Origin of the sequence: Mycobacterium sp. (genome assembly GCF_965229265.1) — a bacterium.
In the GTDB taxonomy this organism is placed as follows: domain Bacteria; phylum Actinomycetota; class Actinomycetes; order Mycobacteriales; family Mycobacteriaceae; genus Mycobacterium.
The window spans coordinates 547,068-563,247 of the sequence record NZ_CBDDIY010000013.1 but is presented as its reverse complement, the minus strand read 5'-3'; the positions used below and the strand labels follow the sequence as shown (position 1 = coordinate 563,247).

Annotated in this window: 13 protein-coding genes; 7 read left to right on the top strand and 6 right to left on the bottom strand. The window is 69.1% G+C overall.

The window, feature by feature from the left end; genetic code table 11:
- Positions 1-28: 28 nt before the first annotated feature.
- From ADBZ9K_RS24735 to ADBZ9K_RS24720, 4 genes are read left to right on the top strand one after another with little or no spacing between them, the layout of a single operon-like run.
- On the top strand, positions 29-769 hold the full coding sequence (locus ADBZ9K_RS24735; RefSeq protein ID WP_526625618.1) for a 1-acyl-sn-glycerol-3-phosphate acyltransferase: 741 nt from the start codon (positions 29-31) through the stop codon (positions 767-769).
- Positions 769-2,394, top strand: coding sequence for an acyl-CoA ligase FadD12 (gene fadD12 / locus ADBZ9K_RS24730; RefSeq protein WP_526624890.1), 1,626 nt, complete (start codon positions 769-771; stop codon positions 2,392-2,394). Before ADBZ9K_RS24735 ends, fadD12 begins: the two co-directional genes overlap by 1 nt.
- On the top strand, positions 2,363-3,643 hold the full coding sequence (locus ADBZ9K_RS24725) for an alpha/beta hydrolase (protein WP_526624889.1): 1,281 nt from the start codon (positions 2,363-2,365) through the stop codon (positions 3,641-3,643). The genes fadD12 and ADBZ9K_RS24725 overlap by 32 nt, the downstream gene beginning before the upstream one ends.
- 4 nt (positions 3,644-3,647) lie before the next feature.
- Positions 3,648-4,571: a DUF8686 domain-containing protein gene (locus ADBZ9K_RS24720; RefSeq protein WP_526624888.1), complete on the top strand. Its 924-nt coding sequence runs from the start codon at positions 3,648-3,650 to the stop codon at positions 4,569-4,571.
- On the opposite strand, the gene ADBZ9K_RS24715 is transcribed toward ADBZ9K_RS24720, so the two are convergent.
- The 4 genes from ADBZ9K_RS24715 to ADBZ9K_RS24700 are packed head-to-tail and all read right to left on the bottom strand — an operon-like array spanning position 4,568 to position 10,302.
- Positions 4,568-5,998, bottom strand: a complete 1,431-nt coding sequence (locus ADBZ9K_RS24715; RefSeq protein ID WP_526624887.1) for a WS/DGAT/MGAT family O-acyltransferase — start codon at positions 5,996-5,998, stop codon at positions 4,568-4,570. The genes ADBZ9K_RS24720 and ADBZ9K_RS24715 overlap by 4 nt on opposite strands.
- 59 nt (positions 5,999-6,057) lie before the next feature.
- Complete coding sequence (locus ADBZ9K_RS24710) at positions 6,058-7,281, bottom strand: alpha/beta hydrolase (protein ID WP_526624886.1); 1,224 nt, start codon at positions 7,279-7,281, stop codon at positions 6,058-6,060.
- 41 nt (positions 7,282-7,322) lie between these two features.
- The gene (locus ADBZ9K_RS24705; RefSeq protein ID WP_526624885.1) at positions 7,323-8,348 is read right to left on the bottom strand and encodes an alcohol dehydrogenase catalytic domain-containing protein; all 1,026 of its coding nucleotides are present in this window, start codon (positions 8,346-8,348) and stop codon (positions 7,323-7,325) included.
- A 10-nt stretch (positions 8,349-8,358) separates the two neighbouring features.
- On the bottom strand, positions 8,359-10,302 hold the full coding sequence (locus ADBZ9K_RS24700) for a flavin-containing monooxygenase (RefSeq protein ID WP_526624884.1): 1,944 nt from the start codon (positions 10,300-10,302) through the stop codon (positions 8,359-8,361).
- 141 nt (positions 10,303-10,443) lie between these two features.
- On the opposite strand from ADBZ9K_RS24700, the gene ADBZ9K_RS24695 reads away from it, so the two are divergent.
- Genes ADBZ9K_RS24695 through ADBZ9K_RS24685 form a run of 3 tightly spaced genes read left to right on the top strand, consistent with a single transcriptional unit; the run spans position 10,444 to position 13,597 of the window.
- The gene (locus tag ADBZ9K_RS24695) at positions 10,444-11,331 is read left to right on the top strand and encodes an alpha/beta hydrolase (protein WP_526624883.1); all 888 of its coding nucleotides are present in this window, start codon (positions 10,444-10,446) and stop codon (positions 11,329-11,331) included.
- A 5-nt stretch (positions 11,332-11,336) separates the two neighbouring features.
- Positions 11,337-12,437 (top strand): acyl-CoA dehydrogenase family protein, encoded by a 1,101-nt coding sequence (locus tag ADBZ9K_RS24690; protein ID WP_526624882.1) that lies wholly within the window; start codon positions 11,337-11,339, stop codon positions 12,435-12,437.
- Positions 12,434-13,597, top strand: coding sequence for an acyl-CoA dehydrogenase family protein (locus tag ADBZ9K_RS24685; protein WP_526624881.1), 1,164 nt, complete (start codon positions 12,434-12,436; stop codon positions 13,595-13,597). The genes ADBZ9K_RS24690 and ADBZ9K_RS24685 overlap by 4 nt, the downstream gene beginning before the upstream one ends.
- A gap of 53 nt (positions 13,598-13,650) precedes the next feature.
- Here ADBZ9K_RS24685 and ADBZ9K_RS24680 read toward each other — a convergent pair whose 3' ends face one another.
- Positions 13,651-14,940 (bottom strand): amidohydrolase family protein, encoded by a 1,290-nt coding sequence (locus tag ADBZ9K_RS24680; RefSeq protein WP_526624880.1) that lies wholly within the window; start codon positions 14,938-14,940, stop codon positions 13,651-13,653.
- Positions 14,934-16,115: a CoA transferase gene (locus tag ADBZ9K_RS24675; RefSeq protein ID WP_526624879.1), complete on the bottom strand. Its 1,182-nt coding sequence runs from the start codon at positions 16,113-16,115 to the stop codon at positions 14,934-14,936. Before ADBZ9K_RS24675 ends, ADBZ9K_RS24680 begins: the two co-directional genes overlap by 7 nt.
- Positions 16,116-16,180: the final 65 nt, after the last annotated feature.

Below are 16,180 nucleotides of genomic sequence, written 5' to 3'. Positions count from 1 at the left end.
ATGGGATCCGCACCTGGTCGAGCGGACCATGGGCCTGTTGCGCCCGTTCCTCAAGCTCTATCACCGCAGCGAGGTGCGGGGACTGGAGTCGTTCCCGCCGGGAGGGGCGCTGGTGGTGTCCAACCACTCGGGCGGCCTGTTCCCGATGGACGTACCCGTCTTCGCGCTGGGGTTCTACGACCACTTCGGCTACGACCGGCCGGTCTACACCCTGAGCCACGATCTGGTTCTGACCGGACCGACGGCCGACTTCTTCATCCGCACCGGTTTCATCCGCGCCAACCACGAGAACGCCGACGAGGCGCTGCGCTCGGGCGGCGTGGTGGTGGTCTTCCCCGGCGGCGACTATGACGTATACCGACCGACGTTCGCGGAGAACAAGATCGACTTCGACGGCCGCACCGGCTATGTCAAAGCCGCCATCAACGCCGGGGTGCCTATCGTGCCGACGGTGGCCATCGGCGGCCAGGAGAGCCAGATCTATCTGACCCGCGGTACCGGGCTGGCCAAGCTGCTGCGTCTGGACAAGCTGCTGCGGGCGAAGATCCTGCCGATCTCGTTCGGCTTCCCGTTCGGGCTGAGCGCCGTCGTCCCACTGAACGTCCCGCTGCCCACCAAGATCGTCATGCAGGTACTGGAGCCGATCGACATCACCGCGCAGTTCGGCGAGGACCCCGACATCCACGCCGTCGACGCCTACGTGCGCGGCGTCATGCAACGGGCGCTGGACGATCTCGCGGCCCAGCGCCGCCTGCCGGTGATCGGCTGATGGATCTGCTGTCCCGGCTGACGTCGGTCGGCGACGCGGTGATCACGCTGGCCAAGGCCGGCTTCCTGACCCCGATGCGTCCCGACCGGACGGTGGCGATGGTGGCCGCCGCACGCGCCGAAGGGCTGTCGATCGCCACCGGGTTCGCGACCGCGGCCGCCCGCCGCCCGGACAGTCCCGGCCTGATCGACGAGCTGGGCTCGCTGACCTGGCGCGAACTCGACCACCGCGCCCACGCCCTGGCCGCCGCGCTGCAACAACTGCCGGGGGGCACACCCGAAGTGGTCGGCATTATGTGCCGCAACCACCGCGGTTTCGTCGAGTCGCTGATCGCGGCGACCCGCATCGGGGCCGATGTGCTGCTGCTCAACACGTCCTTCGCCGGACCGGCCCTGGCCGACGTGGTCAACCGCGAGCAGGCCGACGTCGTCATCTACGACGAGGAGTTCACCGCATCGGTGGACCGGGCGCTGGCCGACCGGCCACAGGCCGGGCGCATCCTGGCCTGGACCGACACTCCCACCGACGCCGTCACCGTCGAGAACCTGATCACCGAGCACGCCGGGCAGCGGGCCGCCCGGGCCGAGCGCAAGAGCCGGCTCATCCTGCTGACCTCCGGCACTACCGGAACTCCCAAGGGCGCCAAGCATTCCGGCGGTGGGGCGAGCAACCTCATCGCCATCCTGAGCCGCACCCCGTGGCGGTTGGGTGAGACGACGGTGGTCGTCGCCCCGATGTTCCACGCCTGGGGCTTCTCCCAGCTGGTGTTCGCCTCGGCGATGGCGTGCACGGTGGTCACCCGCCGCAAATTCGACCCGGAAGCAACCCTGGCCTTGGTCGACAAGTATCAGGCCACCGGACTGTGTGTGGTCCCGGTGATGTTCGACCGCATCATGGATCTGCCCGACGAGGTGCGCCGCCGCTACAGTTGCCGCTCGCTGCGCTTTGCCGCCTGCTCCGGATCGCGAATGCGGCCCGACGTGGTGACCCGGTTCATGGACGAATTCGGCGACGTGATCTACAACAACTACAACGCCACCGAGGCCGGCATGATCGCCACCGCGACCCCGACCGACCTGCGCGCCGCACCCGACACCGCCGGCAAGCCCGCCGTCGGCACCGAGATCTGCATCTACGACGACGAGTTCAACGAGGTGCCCACCGGCGAGGTCGGCCGCATCTTCGTGAGGAACTCCACCCAGTTCGACGGCTACACGTCCGGGACCACCAAGGACTTTCACGACGGGTTCATGTCCTCGGGCGACATCGGCCGCCTCGATGACGCGGGCCGGCTGTTCGTGGTGGGCCGCGACGACGAGATGATCGTCTCCGGCGGGGAGAACGTCTATCCGATCGAGGTGGAGAAGACCCTCACCGCGCACCCCGAGGTCGCCGAGGCCGCGGTGCTCGGCGTCGACGACGAACAGTACGGCCAGCGGCTGGTGGCGTTCGTGGTGCCCGCCGCCGGCTCGGGTGTGACCGCCGAGGACCTCAAGACCCACGTCCGCGAGAGCCTGGCGAATTACAAGGTGCCTCGCGAGATCACCATCCTGACCGAGCTGCCGCGCGGAAGCACTGGCAAAATCCTGCGTAATGAACTCATCACTCGCGCGTCTGACGGCTAAGCTGCGACGCCCGCGTCCACTGGCCCGCGCTCTCATCGAATTGGCCAATGCCGCCAACGGTTTTCGCCCGCTCGGCCGCCAAGGTTACAAGACGCTGGCGGTGTTCTGGGTTGGCTGGCCGACCTCCGAGTTGCCGATGTTCTACCTGGCCGGATCCATGCTCGACGCCCTGCGCCGCGGTCTGCGCGGTGACTTTCGGGGTCGGCGCGGTATCGCCGCGCTGGTGCTGACGGCGCTGTCCTGGCTGGTCCTGGCCGCAATCCAGCGGCGCAGCGTGACCACGCCGCGCCCGGTGCTGCGCGCCGCGCTGGTCGACGGACTGGGCGAGGATTTCGCCGGTGTGCTCGACACCCTGCCGAGCACACCGTCGCCGTCGGGTCGTCCTACCGCATGGCGGACCACCTGGTCGCGACGGCGCTATGTGGAGAAGACCAACATCGTCACCTACGGCCCGCATGGCCGGGCGAACCTGGCCGACGTGTGGCGCCGACGCGATCTGCCCCGCGACGGCAAGGCCCCGGTGCTGCTGGAGGTGCCCGGCGGCGCGTGGGCACTGGGCTGGCGCCGGCCACAGGCCTACCCGCTGATGAGCCACCTCGCCGACCGCGGCTGGATCTGCGTGGCAATGAACTACCGGGTCAGCCCGGCCCACACCTGGCCGGACCACATCGTGGACGTCAAACGCGCGCTGGCCTGGGTCAAGGAGAACATCGCCGCCTACGGCGGCGATCCGAACTTCGTCGCCATCACCGGTGGGTCGGCGGGCGGGCACCTGGCGGCGTTGGCCGCGCTGACACCGAACGACCCCGAGTATCAGCCGGGTTTCCCCGACGCCGACACCTCGGTGGTGGCCGCGGTACCGGTGTACGGGCGCTACGACTGGTACACGGTGCACGGTAACGGCCGCCGCGAATTCATCGGGTACCTGGAGCGGCTCGTCGTCAAGCGGCAGTTCAGCCGGTTTCGCGAGATCTACACCGCCGCCTCACCGATCCGCCGGCTGCGCCCCGACGCTCCCCCGTTCTTCATCCTGCACGGCGAGAACGATTCGCTGATCCCGGTGGGCGAGGCCCGTGACTTCGTCGCGCAGCTGCGTGAAGTGTCCCAGGCGCCGGTGCTCTACGCCGAATTACCCGGTGCCCAGCACGCTTTCGACATCTTCTCCTCACCCCGCGCGCACACCTCCGCCGAAGCCGTCGGGCAGTTCCTGTCCTGGGTGTATGCCAGCCGGATGCCCAAGGAAGACTGAGCCCATGCGTAGACGTATCCGTAAGGTGCAGGGAATCGGCGTGCTGCGGTTGGTGCTCGGTGCCATCGTGGTGATCATCGCGGTCGCCGCCAGCCTCAGCGGGTACGCCGCCAGCAAGCAGAACACCACTACGCAGAGCACCTTCGGGGATTTCGACAACCCAGACCGGGTCGATGTCAGCGCGTGGATCACCCGCGTCGACGCCTCGACGCAAGCGTTGGCGGTAACCATGCTGGAGATCCGCCCCCACGGCGTGCTGTCCCAGAACGACACCTCCGTGTTCGCCACGGACGCCGCGCTGCTCACCAACGCGGTCGGCAACTGGAAGACGGCCATCAAGGCCGGTGATTCAGCACCGGACAGCGAGCAGCGGATACAGATCGACGGCGCGTTCACCAACTACCCGTTCGACAACTATCAGACCGCCCTCAACATCCACGTCACCAACGCGGACGGCGTCGAATTGCCGGTCGCCCTCACGGTCTACAACAGCGATCCGTTTTTCCAGATCTCGCCGGCCAGCGCGCCGTCGCAGGACGGTGGCACGGTGGTGAGCCTGGACATTCGCCGCAGCCCACCCACCGTGATCTTCGCGGTGTTCATCATGGTGCTGATGCTGGGCCTGGCGGCTGCCGCCGCGGTGGCCGGTTACTACGTGCTGCACTGGAAACGCGGGCTGATCTTCCCCGCATGTTCAATGATGGCCGCCATCCTCTTCGCGCTGATTCCGCTGCGTAACGCCGTGCCGGGCGCGCCGCCGATCGGTTCGATCATCGACTTCGGGTCGTTCTTCATCGCCGAGGCCGTCATCTCCATTTCGTTGATCTCCGGCATTCTGCTCGGCTTCCGGCATCAGCTGGCCATCGAACGCGCCGAGAACGAGGCCGACGAACTCACCACCGAGCCCGAACCGGCACCGCGGGTCTAGGCCCGCTCGGCCGCCTGCGGCATTGCGGTCTCCACCACCGTCAACTCGGCGGGAAGCCCCGCCGCCGAACGGATCTGGACGAACTCCGCCAGCATGGCCTCGGTGGCCTCGTGCGGGTCATCGAGGGTGGCACCGTCGGTGAGGACGGTGATGTTGAGCTGGTCGACATAGCTCCAGACGGTGATGTTCATCCCGCTTCCCGTGGTCAGCGGTCCCACCGAGTAGATCTCGGTGACCAATGCACCGCCGACGCGACCCCGTTCCCGTGGTCCCGGGACGTTGGAGATCGGCAGGTTGAGCACCTTGTTCTGGCCGTCTTTGGTCGACAGCCATGTGAACAGCGCCTGAGCCGGGGCCGGGGGCAGGTAGGCCGACCATCGGCTGACGAGTTCCGGTCCGACGAGTTGGTGGCCCTCCTTGGCCGTCACCGCGGCGTCGTGGGTCTGGCGAACCCGCTCCAGCGGGTCGGCGACCTCGACCGGCAACGCCACCATCATGCCGCTGAAGTAATTGCCCGACACCCGATCCGGATCGAAGTTGAAGCTGACCGGCACCGACGCCAGCAGCGGGTGATCGGCGACACCGTCGTAGCGCAGCAGCAATGTCCGCAGCGCGCCTGCCGCGATCGCCAGGACGAGATCATTGATCGTCACCCCGAGGTGCTTGCTGGTCTGCTTGATATCGGCGAGTGCCAAAGTTGCTGTGGCGAAACGCCTTTCGGGTGTGAGCATGTGGTTGAGGAACGTCGGCGGCGGGGTGAAGGGCATGGTCAGCTCGGGCGAAAGCTTGCGGGAACTGCGCCGCACCCGGCCCAGCCCGTCGGCGGTGTACTTGATGACCCCGGGCACCCGCCTGATCTGGCGCAGGTGGTCGACGAACGCCGTGCGCACCAGCTCCCCGGGGGTGGGGTCCGGGTCGGTGGTGAAGTCCTGGTCGGGGTCGGGCCCGCCCTGAAGGTCCATCCCGCGGGCCATCAGGTTGCCCGAGGCGATCCCGTCGGCCAGGGCGTGGTGGATCTTGCCGACGACCGCGATACGGCCGTTGGCCAGCCCCTCGATGAAGTACATCTCCCACAGCGGGCGGTTGCGGTCCAGCGGCGTACTGGCGATCTGGCCGATGGCCTCGTCGAGTTCGCGGCGGCCCCCCGGCTCCGGCAACCGCCAGGGCCGGATGTGGTAGTCGAGGTCGACGTCGCAGTTCTCCCGCCACATCGGGTGGTGGAACTTGAACGGGATGTTCACCAGCCGATAGCGGAACGGGTCGAGCTTGAACAGCCGACCCCGGATGACCTGCCGGAATTCCTCGACACCGAAGCGGCGGTCGCCGAGGTCTTCCAACTCGATGACCGCCACCTTGAGGGTGTGCATGTGCACGTTGGGTGCTTCGCTGTAGAGCAGCACCGCGTCCCAGCCACTGAGTCTTTTCACCGCTGAACCCTATTCACCCGCCGCACCTCCCTTGCCGGGACCATACAACCGGTGACCGCTCAGATGACCTCTTTGGCGCACATCACGGCGCGGTCGCGGCGAATCTGATTGAGGAACAGGCCGATCGCGGTGGCCACCGAACCGGTGCGGGCACCGTCAATCATGTCGAAACCGTGTCCGGCCCCGGGCAATTCGACGTAGCTCACCGGTGACTTCGACACCGCCTGCAGCCGCTCGACGAAATCTCGGGCCTGCGCGACGGGAATGACGCTGTCGCCGGAGCCGTGGACGACCAGGAACGGCGGTGCCTCGGGATGGATGCGCGCGATCGGTGAGGCCTTGCGGAACACCTCGCCATGCCGATGCTGGCGCTTGTTGACCACCACCCGCTCCAGGAAGTCGACGAACCGGGCCCGCTCGGTGGTCGAGCGGTCCTCCCAGTCGTAGCGTCCATAGATTCCGACGACGGCGTCCACCGAGGTGTCCGAGCCTTCCGGCAGATGCGCCTGATACTCGGCGTCGTCGATGGTCAGACCGGTCAACGCGGCCAGGTGACCGCCGGCCGAACATCCGGCCACCGCAACGAAATCGCGGTCGCCGCCGAAGCGGTCGACGTTGGCGCGGGCCCAGGCCACGGCCGCCTTCACGTCCTGGATGTGCTGCGGCCAGGGGTGGTGCGGCGCGACGCGGTAGTCGATCGACAGGCATACCCAACCCATGGCGGCCAGATGTGACATCAGCGCGTAGCCCTGCAGGATGCGGCTGCCATGCACCCAGGCGCCGCCGGGCACGAACAACAGCACCGGCGCGGGCTCGGCCGGCAGATCCTTGCTCCGCCACACGTCGAGACGCTGGGACGGATGGTCGCCGTAGCGCACCGAGGTCCGGTGCAGATGCCGGCGGTGCTCCAACGCTTTCCACACCGGCGGCGTGCGTTCCGGGACCGGCCAGTCGATCTGCAGGTCCTCGGGGGCAACCACCCCGCGCAGCGCGGCCTCGGACACCGCGTTGGTGCTCTCGCGCTCGTTTCTGCGCACCTCACCGGAGCCCGGGCTCAGCAGCGAGCGTGCGGCCGCACCGACGAAGTCGGGCAGGTGGCGGGTCCCCCACACGCTCATGGCGGTCGCCGCACCCAGTGGCTCGAGGTGGCGACCGATGACCGGCAGCTGCGCGGAGGCGACACTCATCGCCAGCAGGTAGTCGGCGGGGCTGGCTTCCATCAGCCAACGCGCCCGGGACCACATCGTCGGGCCGGGATACCGGACATCCGGGCGTGGCATCATGGCGCGAGCGTACCCTCCAAGCCCTGGCCCGAAACGGTGATTCATGGTGTGAGCAGAACTTTCACGTGCTCACCCGACCGGGAGGCCACCGCGGCGTACCCCTCGGCAGCGCCGTCCAGCGGCAGGGTGGTGGTGAAGATGCCCCCGACGTCGAGCCGACCGTTCTGCAGCAGCGGTATCAGCTCCGGCCAGGTGCGCTGGACCGGTGCGGTGGTCATCCGCACGGTGAGGCTGCGCAACAGCGCGGTCAGCGCTGGGAACGGGTACGGGTTGAGGTTGTGCACCCCGACCACGGACACCGTTCCCCCGGCGCGCACGGTGGCCAGCGAATCGTCGAGCGAGGTGTCGTTGCCCACCGCGTCGATGACGGCGTCGGCCCCGATACCGCCGGTGGCCTCCATGACCGCCTGCGCGGCGGGCGCCGCGATCGGGGTACCGCCCATCCGTGCCGCGCGGTCCCGGCGCGCGGCGACCGGATCGACGGCGAATACCCTTGCCGCGCCCAGGAACAGGGCGCTACGCAAGGCGCACAGGCCGACCGCGCCCAGACCGATGACCACGGCGGTGCCGCCGACCGGGATGTCGGCGCGCTGGGCCGCGGCCCACCCGGTGGCCAGATTGTCGGTGAGCAGCAGGGCCTGTTCGGTGCCGATCCCCTCGGGCATCTTCAGCAACTGGAAGTCGGCGGCCGGGACGGCCAGCAGTTCGGCCTGCGCACCTCCGAGCACCCCGGAGCCGAAGATCTGCGGACCGGACGCACACAGGATCGGATCCTTGGTCGCGCAGCCGGCGCAGGCACCGCAGCCGGCCACCGACGAGACCAGCACCTGGTCGCCCACCTTGACCGTGTGCACATCCGGGCCGGCCTCGACGACGGTCCCGATCGCCTCGTGGCCCAGCGAGACCGGCGCGAACAGCGGGTAGTCGCCTTCGTAGAAGTGCAGGTCCGACCCGCAGATCGCCGTCGCGGTCACCGCGACGATAGCCCCGGCGGGTCCGGGCAGCACCGGGTCGGGCCAGGTGTCGACTCGAACCGAGCCGGGTGTGTCGATGAGCACCGCACGCATGCGACCGCCCTCACTTCCCTTTGGTGACAGTGAAATCCGACCAGTCCGGCTCGCGCACCGCGTTCCAGTACACCGGTAGCCGCCACGGGCTCACGGTGTGGATCTCGCCGGCCGGATTCTTGAAATAGGAGTGCTTGATCGACGGGTGCGCCCACACCATGGTGCCGATCTCGGCCTGGTGTCGCCGGTGCCATTCCTCGGTGGCTTCCGGGGTCGGCTCGATGGCCGCCCAGCCCTGGGTGATGATCTCGGCCAGCAGCGCATTGATGTAGCGCATCTGCAGCTCCGAGTTGAAGATCAGGCTGCCGCCGTGGGCCAGGTGGTTACCCGGCCCGTAGAGGACGAAGAAGTTCGGGAAGCCGGGCACCGTGATACCCAGATGGGCCGCCGGCTGCTCACCCCAGGTGGAGCGCAGGTCGGCACCGTCGCGCCCGGTGATCGTCATCGGGTACAGCACCTCGGTGGCGCGGAAGCCGGTGGCGTAGACGATGACGTCGGCGTCGTGGGTCACTCCGTCGGCGGTCACCACGCCGTGGGCGGTGATGCGCTCGATGGGGGTCCGCACCAGGTCGACGTCGTCGCGACGCAGGGTGCTCAGCCAGGTTCCGTTGTCCTGCAACGTGCGTTTGCCGGTGGCGGGATAGTCGGGCAGCACCTTGCGAAGCAGTTCCTGGTCGTCACCGACCTGGGTGGTGATCCAGTCGGTGAACATCATCCGCGCGAGGGCGTTGATCTCGCTGACCGCGTAGTTCGGATCGTCGGGGTGGGTGTAGGCGGGATCCGCTCGGGCCGCCTCGAGGCCCTTGTCGGCACCCGGCCACATCACCAGGAAGCGGTACCAGCGGCCGTAGTAGGGCAGGTGTTCCATCGCCCAGCGCACCCCGTCGGGCACGCTGTCGTGATACATCGGGTTGGGGAACATCCACTGCGCGGTGCGCTGGAAGACGGTCAGGTGCGCCACCTGGTCGGCGATGGCCGGAGCGATCTGAAATCCGCTGGCGCCCGCGCCGATCAGGGCGACGCGCTTACCGGTCAGATCCACCGAGTGATCCCAGGCCGCCGAGTGGAAGGCGGGTCCCTGGAAGTCCGCGGCCCCCGGGATATCGGGAACATAGGGCCGGTTCAGTTGCCCCACGGCGGTGATGACGGCGCGGGCACGGATGGTGGACTCCGCGCCGTCGGCTGCGCGCACCCGGACCAGCCAGGCCTCATCCTCGTCGTCCCACTGCGCCGAGGTGACTTCGGTCTGCCAGCGGACGTTGTCGTGCAGGTTGTGCTTGGCCAGCACGGTTTCGAAGTAGGCGCGCAGTTCGGGCTGTTCGGCGAAGTAGTGCGACCAGTTGTTGCTCGGTTCGAAGCTGTAGCAGTAGAAGTGGTTGGCCACGTCGACGCGGGCGCCGGGATAGCTGTTCTCCCACCACGTTCCGCCCGGGCCGGCGTTCTTCTCGATGATGGTGAACGGAATGTTGGCCTGCTTGAGCCGCACGCCGGCCAACAGACCGGATTCACCGCATCCGATGACGACGACCGGGAAGTCCGCGGCCACGGCCGGGTCGAGCGCCACCGGCCGGCGGGGATCGACACCCTCGAGATCCATCTCCTCGAGGACCATCGGCTGGTACTCGTCATCGACGTGCTCGCAGGCGGCCCAGTCCAGCATCTCCCTGATCAGGTCCGGGCTCAGTGGCACCGGCCCCGGGCAGCCGCGGTCGCGGTAGTCGGCGATGACCGGTAGTGCCGCCGCGCGGGCCTTGGCCTTGTCCTCCTCGGACATGAAGCCCTGCACTTCGTTGAGGAAGACGCCGGCCTGGCTGAACTCGCGGATGAACCGCGGATCGCCGGTGATGTGCACCAGCGACAACAGCAGGGTGGGGATGCTGACCTGCTCCAACGCCGCGGCGATCTCCTCATCGGAGCTCGCGAACGGTTGGCCGACATAGGGATTGGTCGTCATCGACGGGGTGTCCTCTCACCGAGCGGCTATTACGCTACGCATCGTTCCGTAATAGCCGCCATCACGATACTGTCGGGACCGGCACGGATCAAGGTTGGCGTCGGAGTCGGCGCAGGTTTTCCCGGTTGCCATACTTGGCACGTGTCAAACACCATCCACCCCGAGCTGCGCAGCGTCGCGCGCTTCGTCCCGCGCACACTCATCCACTCCTGGACGTTGCCGGTATTGCGCAGGCTGACCGGCCTGCAGCGCCCCGCCTCCGACGGCGTCGAGGTGCTGACGTTGCAGTCAGGCATCGGGGTGCGGCTCTATCGGCCCGCCGGGGCGACGGCTGCCGCCACCCCCGCGCTGCTGTGGATCCACGGCGGCGGCTACGTGCTGGGCACCGCAGCTCAGGACGACGCGCTCTGCCGCCGATTCGTCGAGCGCCTGGGTATCACGGTGGCCGCTGTGGACTATCGACTGGCCCCGGAACACCCCTACCCCGCGCCCCTGGAGGACTGCTACACCGCACTGGCGTGGCTGGCCGATCTGCCCGGTGTCGACGCGACCAGGGTCGCGATCGGCGGCGCCAGTGCCGGTGGCGGGCTTGCCGCGGCGTTGGCGCTGCTGGCCCGCGACCGCAGCGGAGTGCAGCCGGTGTTCCAGGTGCTGGTCTATCCGATGCTCGACGACCGCAGCGTGGGCAGTCACCTCGACGACCCGGGGCATCGACTCTGGAACGCCACCAGCAACCGGCTCGGCTGGTCGTCCTACCTTGGCAGCGCCGACCCGAACGTCGCGGTGCCCGCCCGGCGCACCGATCTTGCCGGTCTGCCACCCGCCTGGCTCGGCGTCGGCACGCTGGACCTGTTCCACGATGAAGACCTCGACTACGCAGCCCGCCTGCAGGCCGCCGGCGTGCCGTGCGAGGTGCACGTGGTGCCGGGGGCGTTCCACGGCTTCGACGGGCTCGCCCCCAAAGCCGATATCTCCACGGCATTCTTCGACAGCCAGTGCGCGGCCCTGCGCCCGAGCCTGTGGGGTTGATGCCGATGTCCCTGAGCACCGAACAGCGCGACCTGGCTGACGCCGTCGCCGACTTGATGACCAAGCGCTCCCCCGAGGCGCAGGTGCGCCGGCTCATGACCACCGACGCCGGGTACGACCCGGCGGTGTGGTCTGAACTCGCGGCCATGGGCCTGCTGGGGCTGGCCATACCCGAGGAGTTCGGCGGTTCGGGCGCAGGAGCAGTGGAGATCGAGCTGGTCGCCGAGGCGATGGGCCGAGCACTGCTGTGCGCGCCGTACCTGTCCACCGCGGTACTGACTGCCAATCTCCTTGTTGCGCTTGGCGACTCTACCGAGCAGTCCGACGTTCTGCCGCGCATCGCCGCGGGCGAGCTGATCACCACCGTCGCCTATGCCGAGCCGGGTTGCGTGCGGCCAGGTTCCGCGACGAACACCACGGCACGCGCCGACGGCGCCGGCTGGCGGCTCACAGGCACCAAGACCTACGTGCTGGACGCGACGATAGCGCAGCGCTTCTACGTCACGGCGGGCACCGCGGTCTTCGCCGTCGAGCCCGACGCCCCAGGGCTGCAGGTGGCCGGGCTGGCGACGGTGGACCAGACCCGTAAGCAGGGCCGGCTCACCCTCGCCCACACCCCGGCCCGTCTGGTCGGTTCGGCCGACACCGGGCACACCGCGCTGACCGAGGCGCTGGACCGCACCGCGGTGGCCGTGCTCGGTGAGCAGGCCGGCGGAGCGATGCAGGCGATGCGCATGGCGGTGGACTACGCCAAGTCCCGATTCCAATTCGGCCGGGCCATCGGCAGTTTCCAGGCCGTGAAGCACCTGTGCGCCAACATGTTGCTGGAGGCAGAGTCGGCGCTGTCGGCGGCGCGCCATGTCGCGGCGGCATTCGAGGCCGGCGAACCCGGTCGCCTTCAGGATCTCGCACTGGCCCAGGCATATTGCGCGGAGGCCTTCGTGACGGTGGCCGCCGACACCATCCAGGTGCACGGCGGTATCGGATTCACCTGGGAGCACCCGGCACACCTGTATCTGCGTCGGGCCAGGACCGACGCGCAACTGTTCGGCGATCCGGCCTGGCACCGGGAGCGTTACGTGCAACTGCGGGAGGCACAGCGATGACCGACGACGAGGTTCGCGAGGACGTCCAGGCCTGGCTGGCCGCCAACTGGGATCCCGCCATGGACCGCCCGCGGTGGGCAGACCTTGTCTTCGAGGCCGGCTGGGCGGTGCCCAGCTGGGAGCCACAGTGGTGGGGACGCGGTCTAAGCGACCGGCAATCACGGATCGTGGCAACGGAATTCGCCGCCGCGGGCGCACCTGGAACCGGCCATGACCGGGCCAACCTGTTCGCCTGCACCCTGCACGACCTGGGCACCGACGAGCAGAAGCACCGACTGATCCCGCCGTCGATCCGCGGTGAGACGAAGTGGTGTCTGCTGTATTCCGAGCCGGGCGCGGGCTCCGATCTGGCCGGTCTTCGCACCCGCGCCGAACGCGACGGCGACGACTGGGTGATCAACGGCCAGAAGGTGTGGACGTCGTTCGCCAAGTCCGCGGACTACGGGCTGCTGGTGGCGCGCACCGACTGGGATGTGCCCAAGCACAACGGGATCAGCTTCTTCATGTTCCCGATGCGTCAGCCCGGCGTGGAGGTTCGCCCGATCCACCAGATCACCGGCGAGTCGGAGTTCAACGAGGTGTTCATCTCCGATGCCAGGGTTCCCGACTCGAACCTGGTCGGCAAACCCGGCGGCGGCTGGTCGGTGCTCCAGGTGGCGCTGGCCTACGAGCGCCGGCTGATGGGCGATCTCGCCCGGACCTCGCGCTCGGCGCGCAAGCCGCAGGCCGACTCCGACAGCCTGATCAGGATGGCCCGCACCGCAGGAACTCTCAGCGACTCGTTCATCCGCCAGGAGATCGCCCGCGTCGAGGCCTACGCCGCGGTGAACCGGTGGAACACCCAACGTGCCAAGTCCACCACCGACCGGGTGGAGGCCGCCACGCTGCTGGCGCTCGGCAAGATCGCGATGTCGCGGATCCTGCACGAGACCGCCAAGGTGCAAACCGAAATCGTCGGTCCGGAGTCGATGCTGTGCGGTCCGGACAATCCGGCCGGTGACGCAGTGAACTTCCGCACGCTCAACGCCTACTTCACGTCCATCGGCGGGGGTACCGACCAGATCCAGCGCAACATCGTCGGCGAGCGGGTGCTGGGCCTGCCGAAGGAGCCTGAACCGTACCGGAATACCGCGTTTCGGGAGTTGCCTACGTCGGGCTAGGGTGATTTCGGCGCGCAATCCGCCGGTGAGCCAACGAAAGCGCGCCGAAATCGCTAGTGCAGCTGACCCGCGATGACGGTGGCGCTCACCAGGTCGGCATCGAGGGCGTCCAGCACCTCGGCCGGCGGGGCGGACAGCACACACAGATCCCCTGGCTGTCCCGGCTCGATGGTCCGCGGTACGTCGGGGCGTTCTGGATGACCGAGGAACATCGTCAGAGCCGTTGTGGCCGATACGCGTTCGGCGGCATTGAGCACCACGCCGGTTGCCGAGGTCCGGTGCACGGCGGCGCGCATCGCCGCCCACGGATCGGCCCCGCCGAACGGCAGGTCGGTCGAGAGGGCCACCCGCACCCCGGCCCGCACCAGCGAGGCCAGCCGCCACAGGGCCGGCTGGTCGGCGGGCTCGACGTCGGTGCGGTACTGGTCGCCGCGTTCGGCGACGAAATTCGGCTGGGTGACCACCAGCACGCCGAGTTCAGCGAGCTCGGCGATGGTGTCGGCGGGCACCACCGCAGCGTGTTCGATGCGGTCACCGCGGCGGGTGCCTGCGGCGCGTAGCGCGGCCACCGTGACGACCAGCTGGCCTACCGTCACGCAGTGCACCGCGATGGCACCGAACTGGTTGTGTTGCAGCCGTATCCAGTCGGTCAGTTCCTCGAGGTCCAGGGAATCGTCGTGCAGGATGCGCTTGCCCGGGGCCAGCCAGTGCACCCGCTGGTGCAGTTCCCCGTGGCGATGCGCCTCGGTCAGCGTCACGATCGCCTCGGCATCCAGGTCCGGTGTCGCATCGGTGACGCCGGTGACGCCGTAGCCCAGGAGCCGGGCGCTGACCTCGCCCAGGGAGGTGTCACGACGTGCCAGGGCATCCGACCAGGCGTCGTAGCTGCGCAGCCTGCCATCGGGGTGGTCGGGCAGGCCGACGGCGACCAGGGCCGCCGAGTTCAGGAACCACAACACCCCGCTGCGATGCTGAATCCGCAGTGGCAGGGCGGTAACGAGCTCATCGAGGATCGACCGGTCCAGCGGGCCCGCCGCCGATTCGTGATATCCGACGGCGCGGATCCAGCCGTCGGCGCCCACCGCCGCGGTGGCCAGCACCCGGGCCAATCCGGCATGTCCCTGTACCTGGGCGGGGCCCACCTGAACCGACGCCGATGCGGCCGCAGCGGCGCGCAGGTGAACGTGATGGTCGTGCAGGCCCGGAATCACCGCACCGCCGCGCGCGTCGAACACCGGCTCGGCCTGCCGTGGCGTCAGCGTCGCTGCGACGTCCTCGATGGTGGCCGTCACCCGGATGTCGACGGTCCGGCCGTCCAACAGGCGGGCCCGCCGGATCAGCATGGGACCGGACGCCGTCGAGAAACGAGGTCGTCCACAGCGGCGTTGTCGGCACCGAGGCTGGCGGCGGGGGCGGCGGCCGGCGGCGGGTGCGGAGGTCGCACAACGGCCGCCGACTGCGACGGCCGGGCCGGTAGCGCAGCGTAGCTGGCGGCGACTCGGGCCATCGCCACCTCGACGGTTTCGCCGCCGCCGCGCTGCAGCGAGTGCGCCACGGCCAGTGCGGATTCCAGGCCGGTGAGCGGATCGGCAATGGCGTCGGCACAGAACACCGGACCGGTGCTGCTGGTGCCGACCAACCCGCCCGCCACGGCGGCGTCGTCGCCGAAGGCCACCCGCGCCTGGGCGGATCCGTGCCCGCTGATTCGCAGCCAGACCCGGCCGTCCGGGCCGGGCAGCGACTCGGGACACAGGCCACGGCGGGCCAGCGTCCCCGGGCGCGATCCCTCGATGACGATATCGGCGGCCATCAGCAGGGCCCGCAGGCGGCCCCGATCGCGGTCGAAATCGACGGCGTAGGAAAGCTTTCCGCGGTTGATCCAGTCGTAGAACGCCGGGTCGCCGGCGCGCGGTCCGTCGGGGCGGCTGGGGCTTTCCACCTTGACGACGGTCGCGCCGGCGATCGCGAGGATCTGCCCGCAGAGCGGACCGGCCCACATCGACGACAGGTCGGCCACCAGCAGTCCAGCCGCTGTTCTGGGCGCACCGCGCCGACCGGACTCGGCGACCAGCGGGGCATGGGCCGCCACCTCACCCAGCCGGGCCACCGGCAGGTCGAGCAGCCGCGCCCGGTCGACGACCTCGGCAGCGGGGAGCCGGGACGCCCAGCGCTCGACGGCGGACCACGGGTCGGCGGTATCGGTTTCGACGAGGGCGGGGACGGCGGCGATGTCGTCGGGGCGGGACAGGGTGAGCGCGCACCAGCCATCCCGGGTCGCCAGCAGCCGGCTGGCGCCGCCGGCCGAAATCCGGCCGCGGCGGCGCAGTCCCAGCAGCGCGGCCCGCCCGGTCATGGTCGTGGCCGCATCGACGCGCACCCCCAGGTGCTCGGCGATGTCGGCGGCGACGGCCTCGGCGCGGTGCAGCACAGCGGAGCGGCAGTGGTCGGGCGGCCCGTCGGGCTGGCCGGTGAGCCAGGCCAGACCACTGCTCGCCCACCTACCACCGGAGCCGTCCACCCGGTCATTGTCGCGCAGTCGAGCTGGCGCACCTACATCTGGTGCAGTGGTGTGCCCGCCTTCGA

What these genes read in the sequence shown, in the direction of transcription:
- ADBZ9K_RS24735 (WP_526625618.1), top strand. Translation starts at nt 29, where the DNA reads ATGGGCCTGTTGCGCCCGTTCCTCAAGCTCTATCACCGCAGCGAGGTG.
- fadD12 (WP_526624890.1), top strand. Translation starts at nt 769, where the DNA reads ATGGATCTGCTGTCCCGGCTGACGTCGGTCGGCGACGCGGTGATCACG.
- ADBZ9K_RS24725 (WP_526624889.1), top strand. Translation starts at nt 2,363, where the DNA reads ATGAACTCATCACTCGCGCGTCTGACGGCTAAGCTGCGACGCCCGCGT.
- ADBZ9K_RS24720 (WP_526624888.1), top strand. Translation starts at nt 3,648, where the DNA reads ATGCGTAGACGTATCCGTAAGGTGCAGGGAATCGGCGTGCTGCGGTTG.
- ADBZ9K_RS24710 (WP_526624886.1), bottom strand. Translation starts at nt 7,281, where the DNA reads ATGATGCCACGCCCGGATGTCCGGTATCCCGGCCCGACGATGTGGTCC.
- ADBZ9K_RS24705 (WP_526624885.1), bottom strand. Translation starts at nt 8,348, where the DNA reads ATGCGTGCGGTGCTCATCGACACACCCGGCTCGGTTCGAGTCGACACC.
- ADBZ9K_RS24700 (WP_526624884.1), bottom strand. Translation starts at nt 10,302, where the DNA reads ATGACGACCAATCCCTATGTCGGCCAACCGTTCGCGAGCTCCGATGAG.
- ADBZ9K_RS24690 (WP_526624882.1), top strand. Translation starts at nt 11,337, where the DNA reads ATGTCCCTGAGCACCGAACAGCGCGACCTGGCTGACGCCGTCGCCGAC.
- ADBZ9K_RS24685 (WP_526624881.1), top strand. Translation starts at nt 12,434, where the DNA reads ATGACCGACGACGAGGTTCGCGAGGACGTCCAGGCCTGGCTGGCCGCC.
- ADBZ9K_RS24680 (WP_526624880.1), bottom strand. Translation starts at nt 14,940, where the DNA reads ATGCTGATCCGGCGGGCCCGCCTGTTGGACGGCCGGACCGTCGACATC.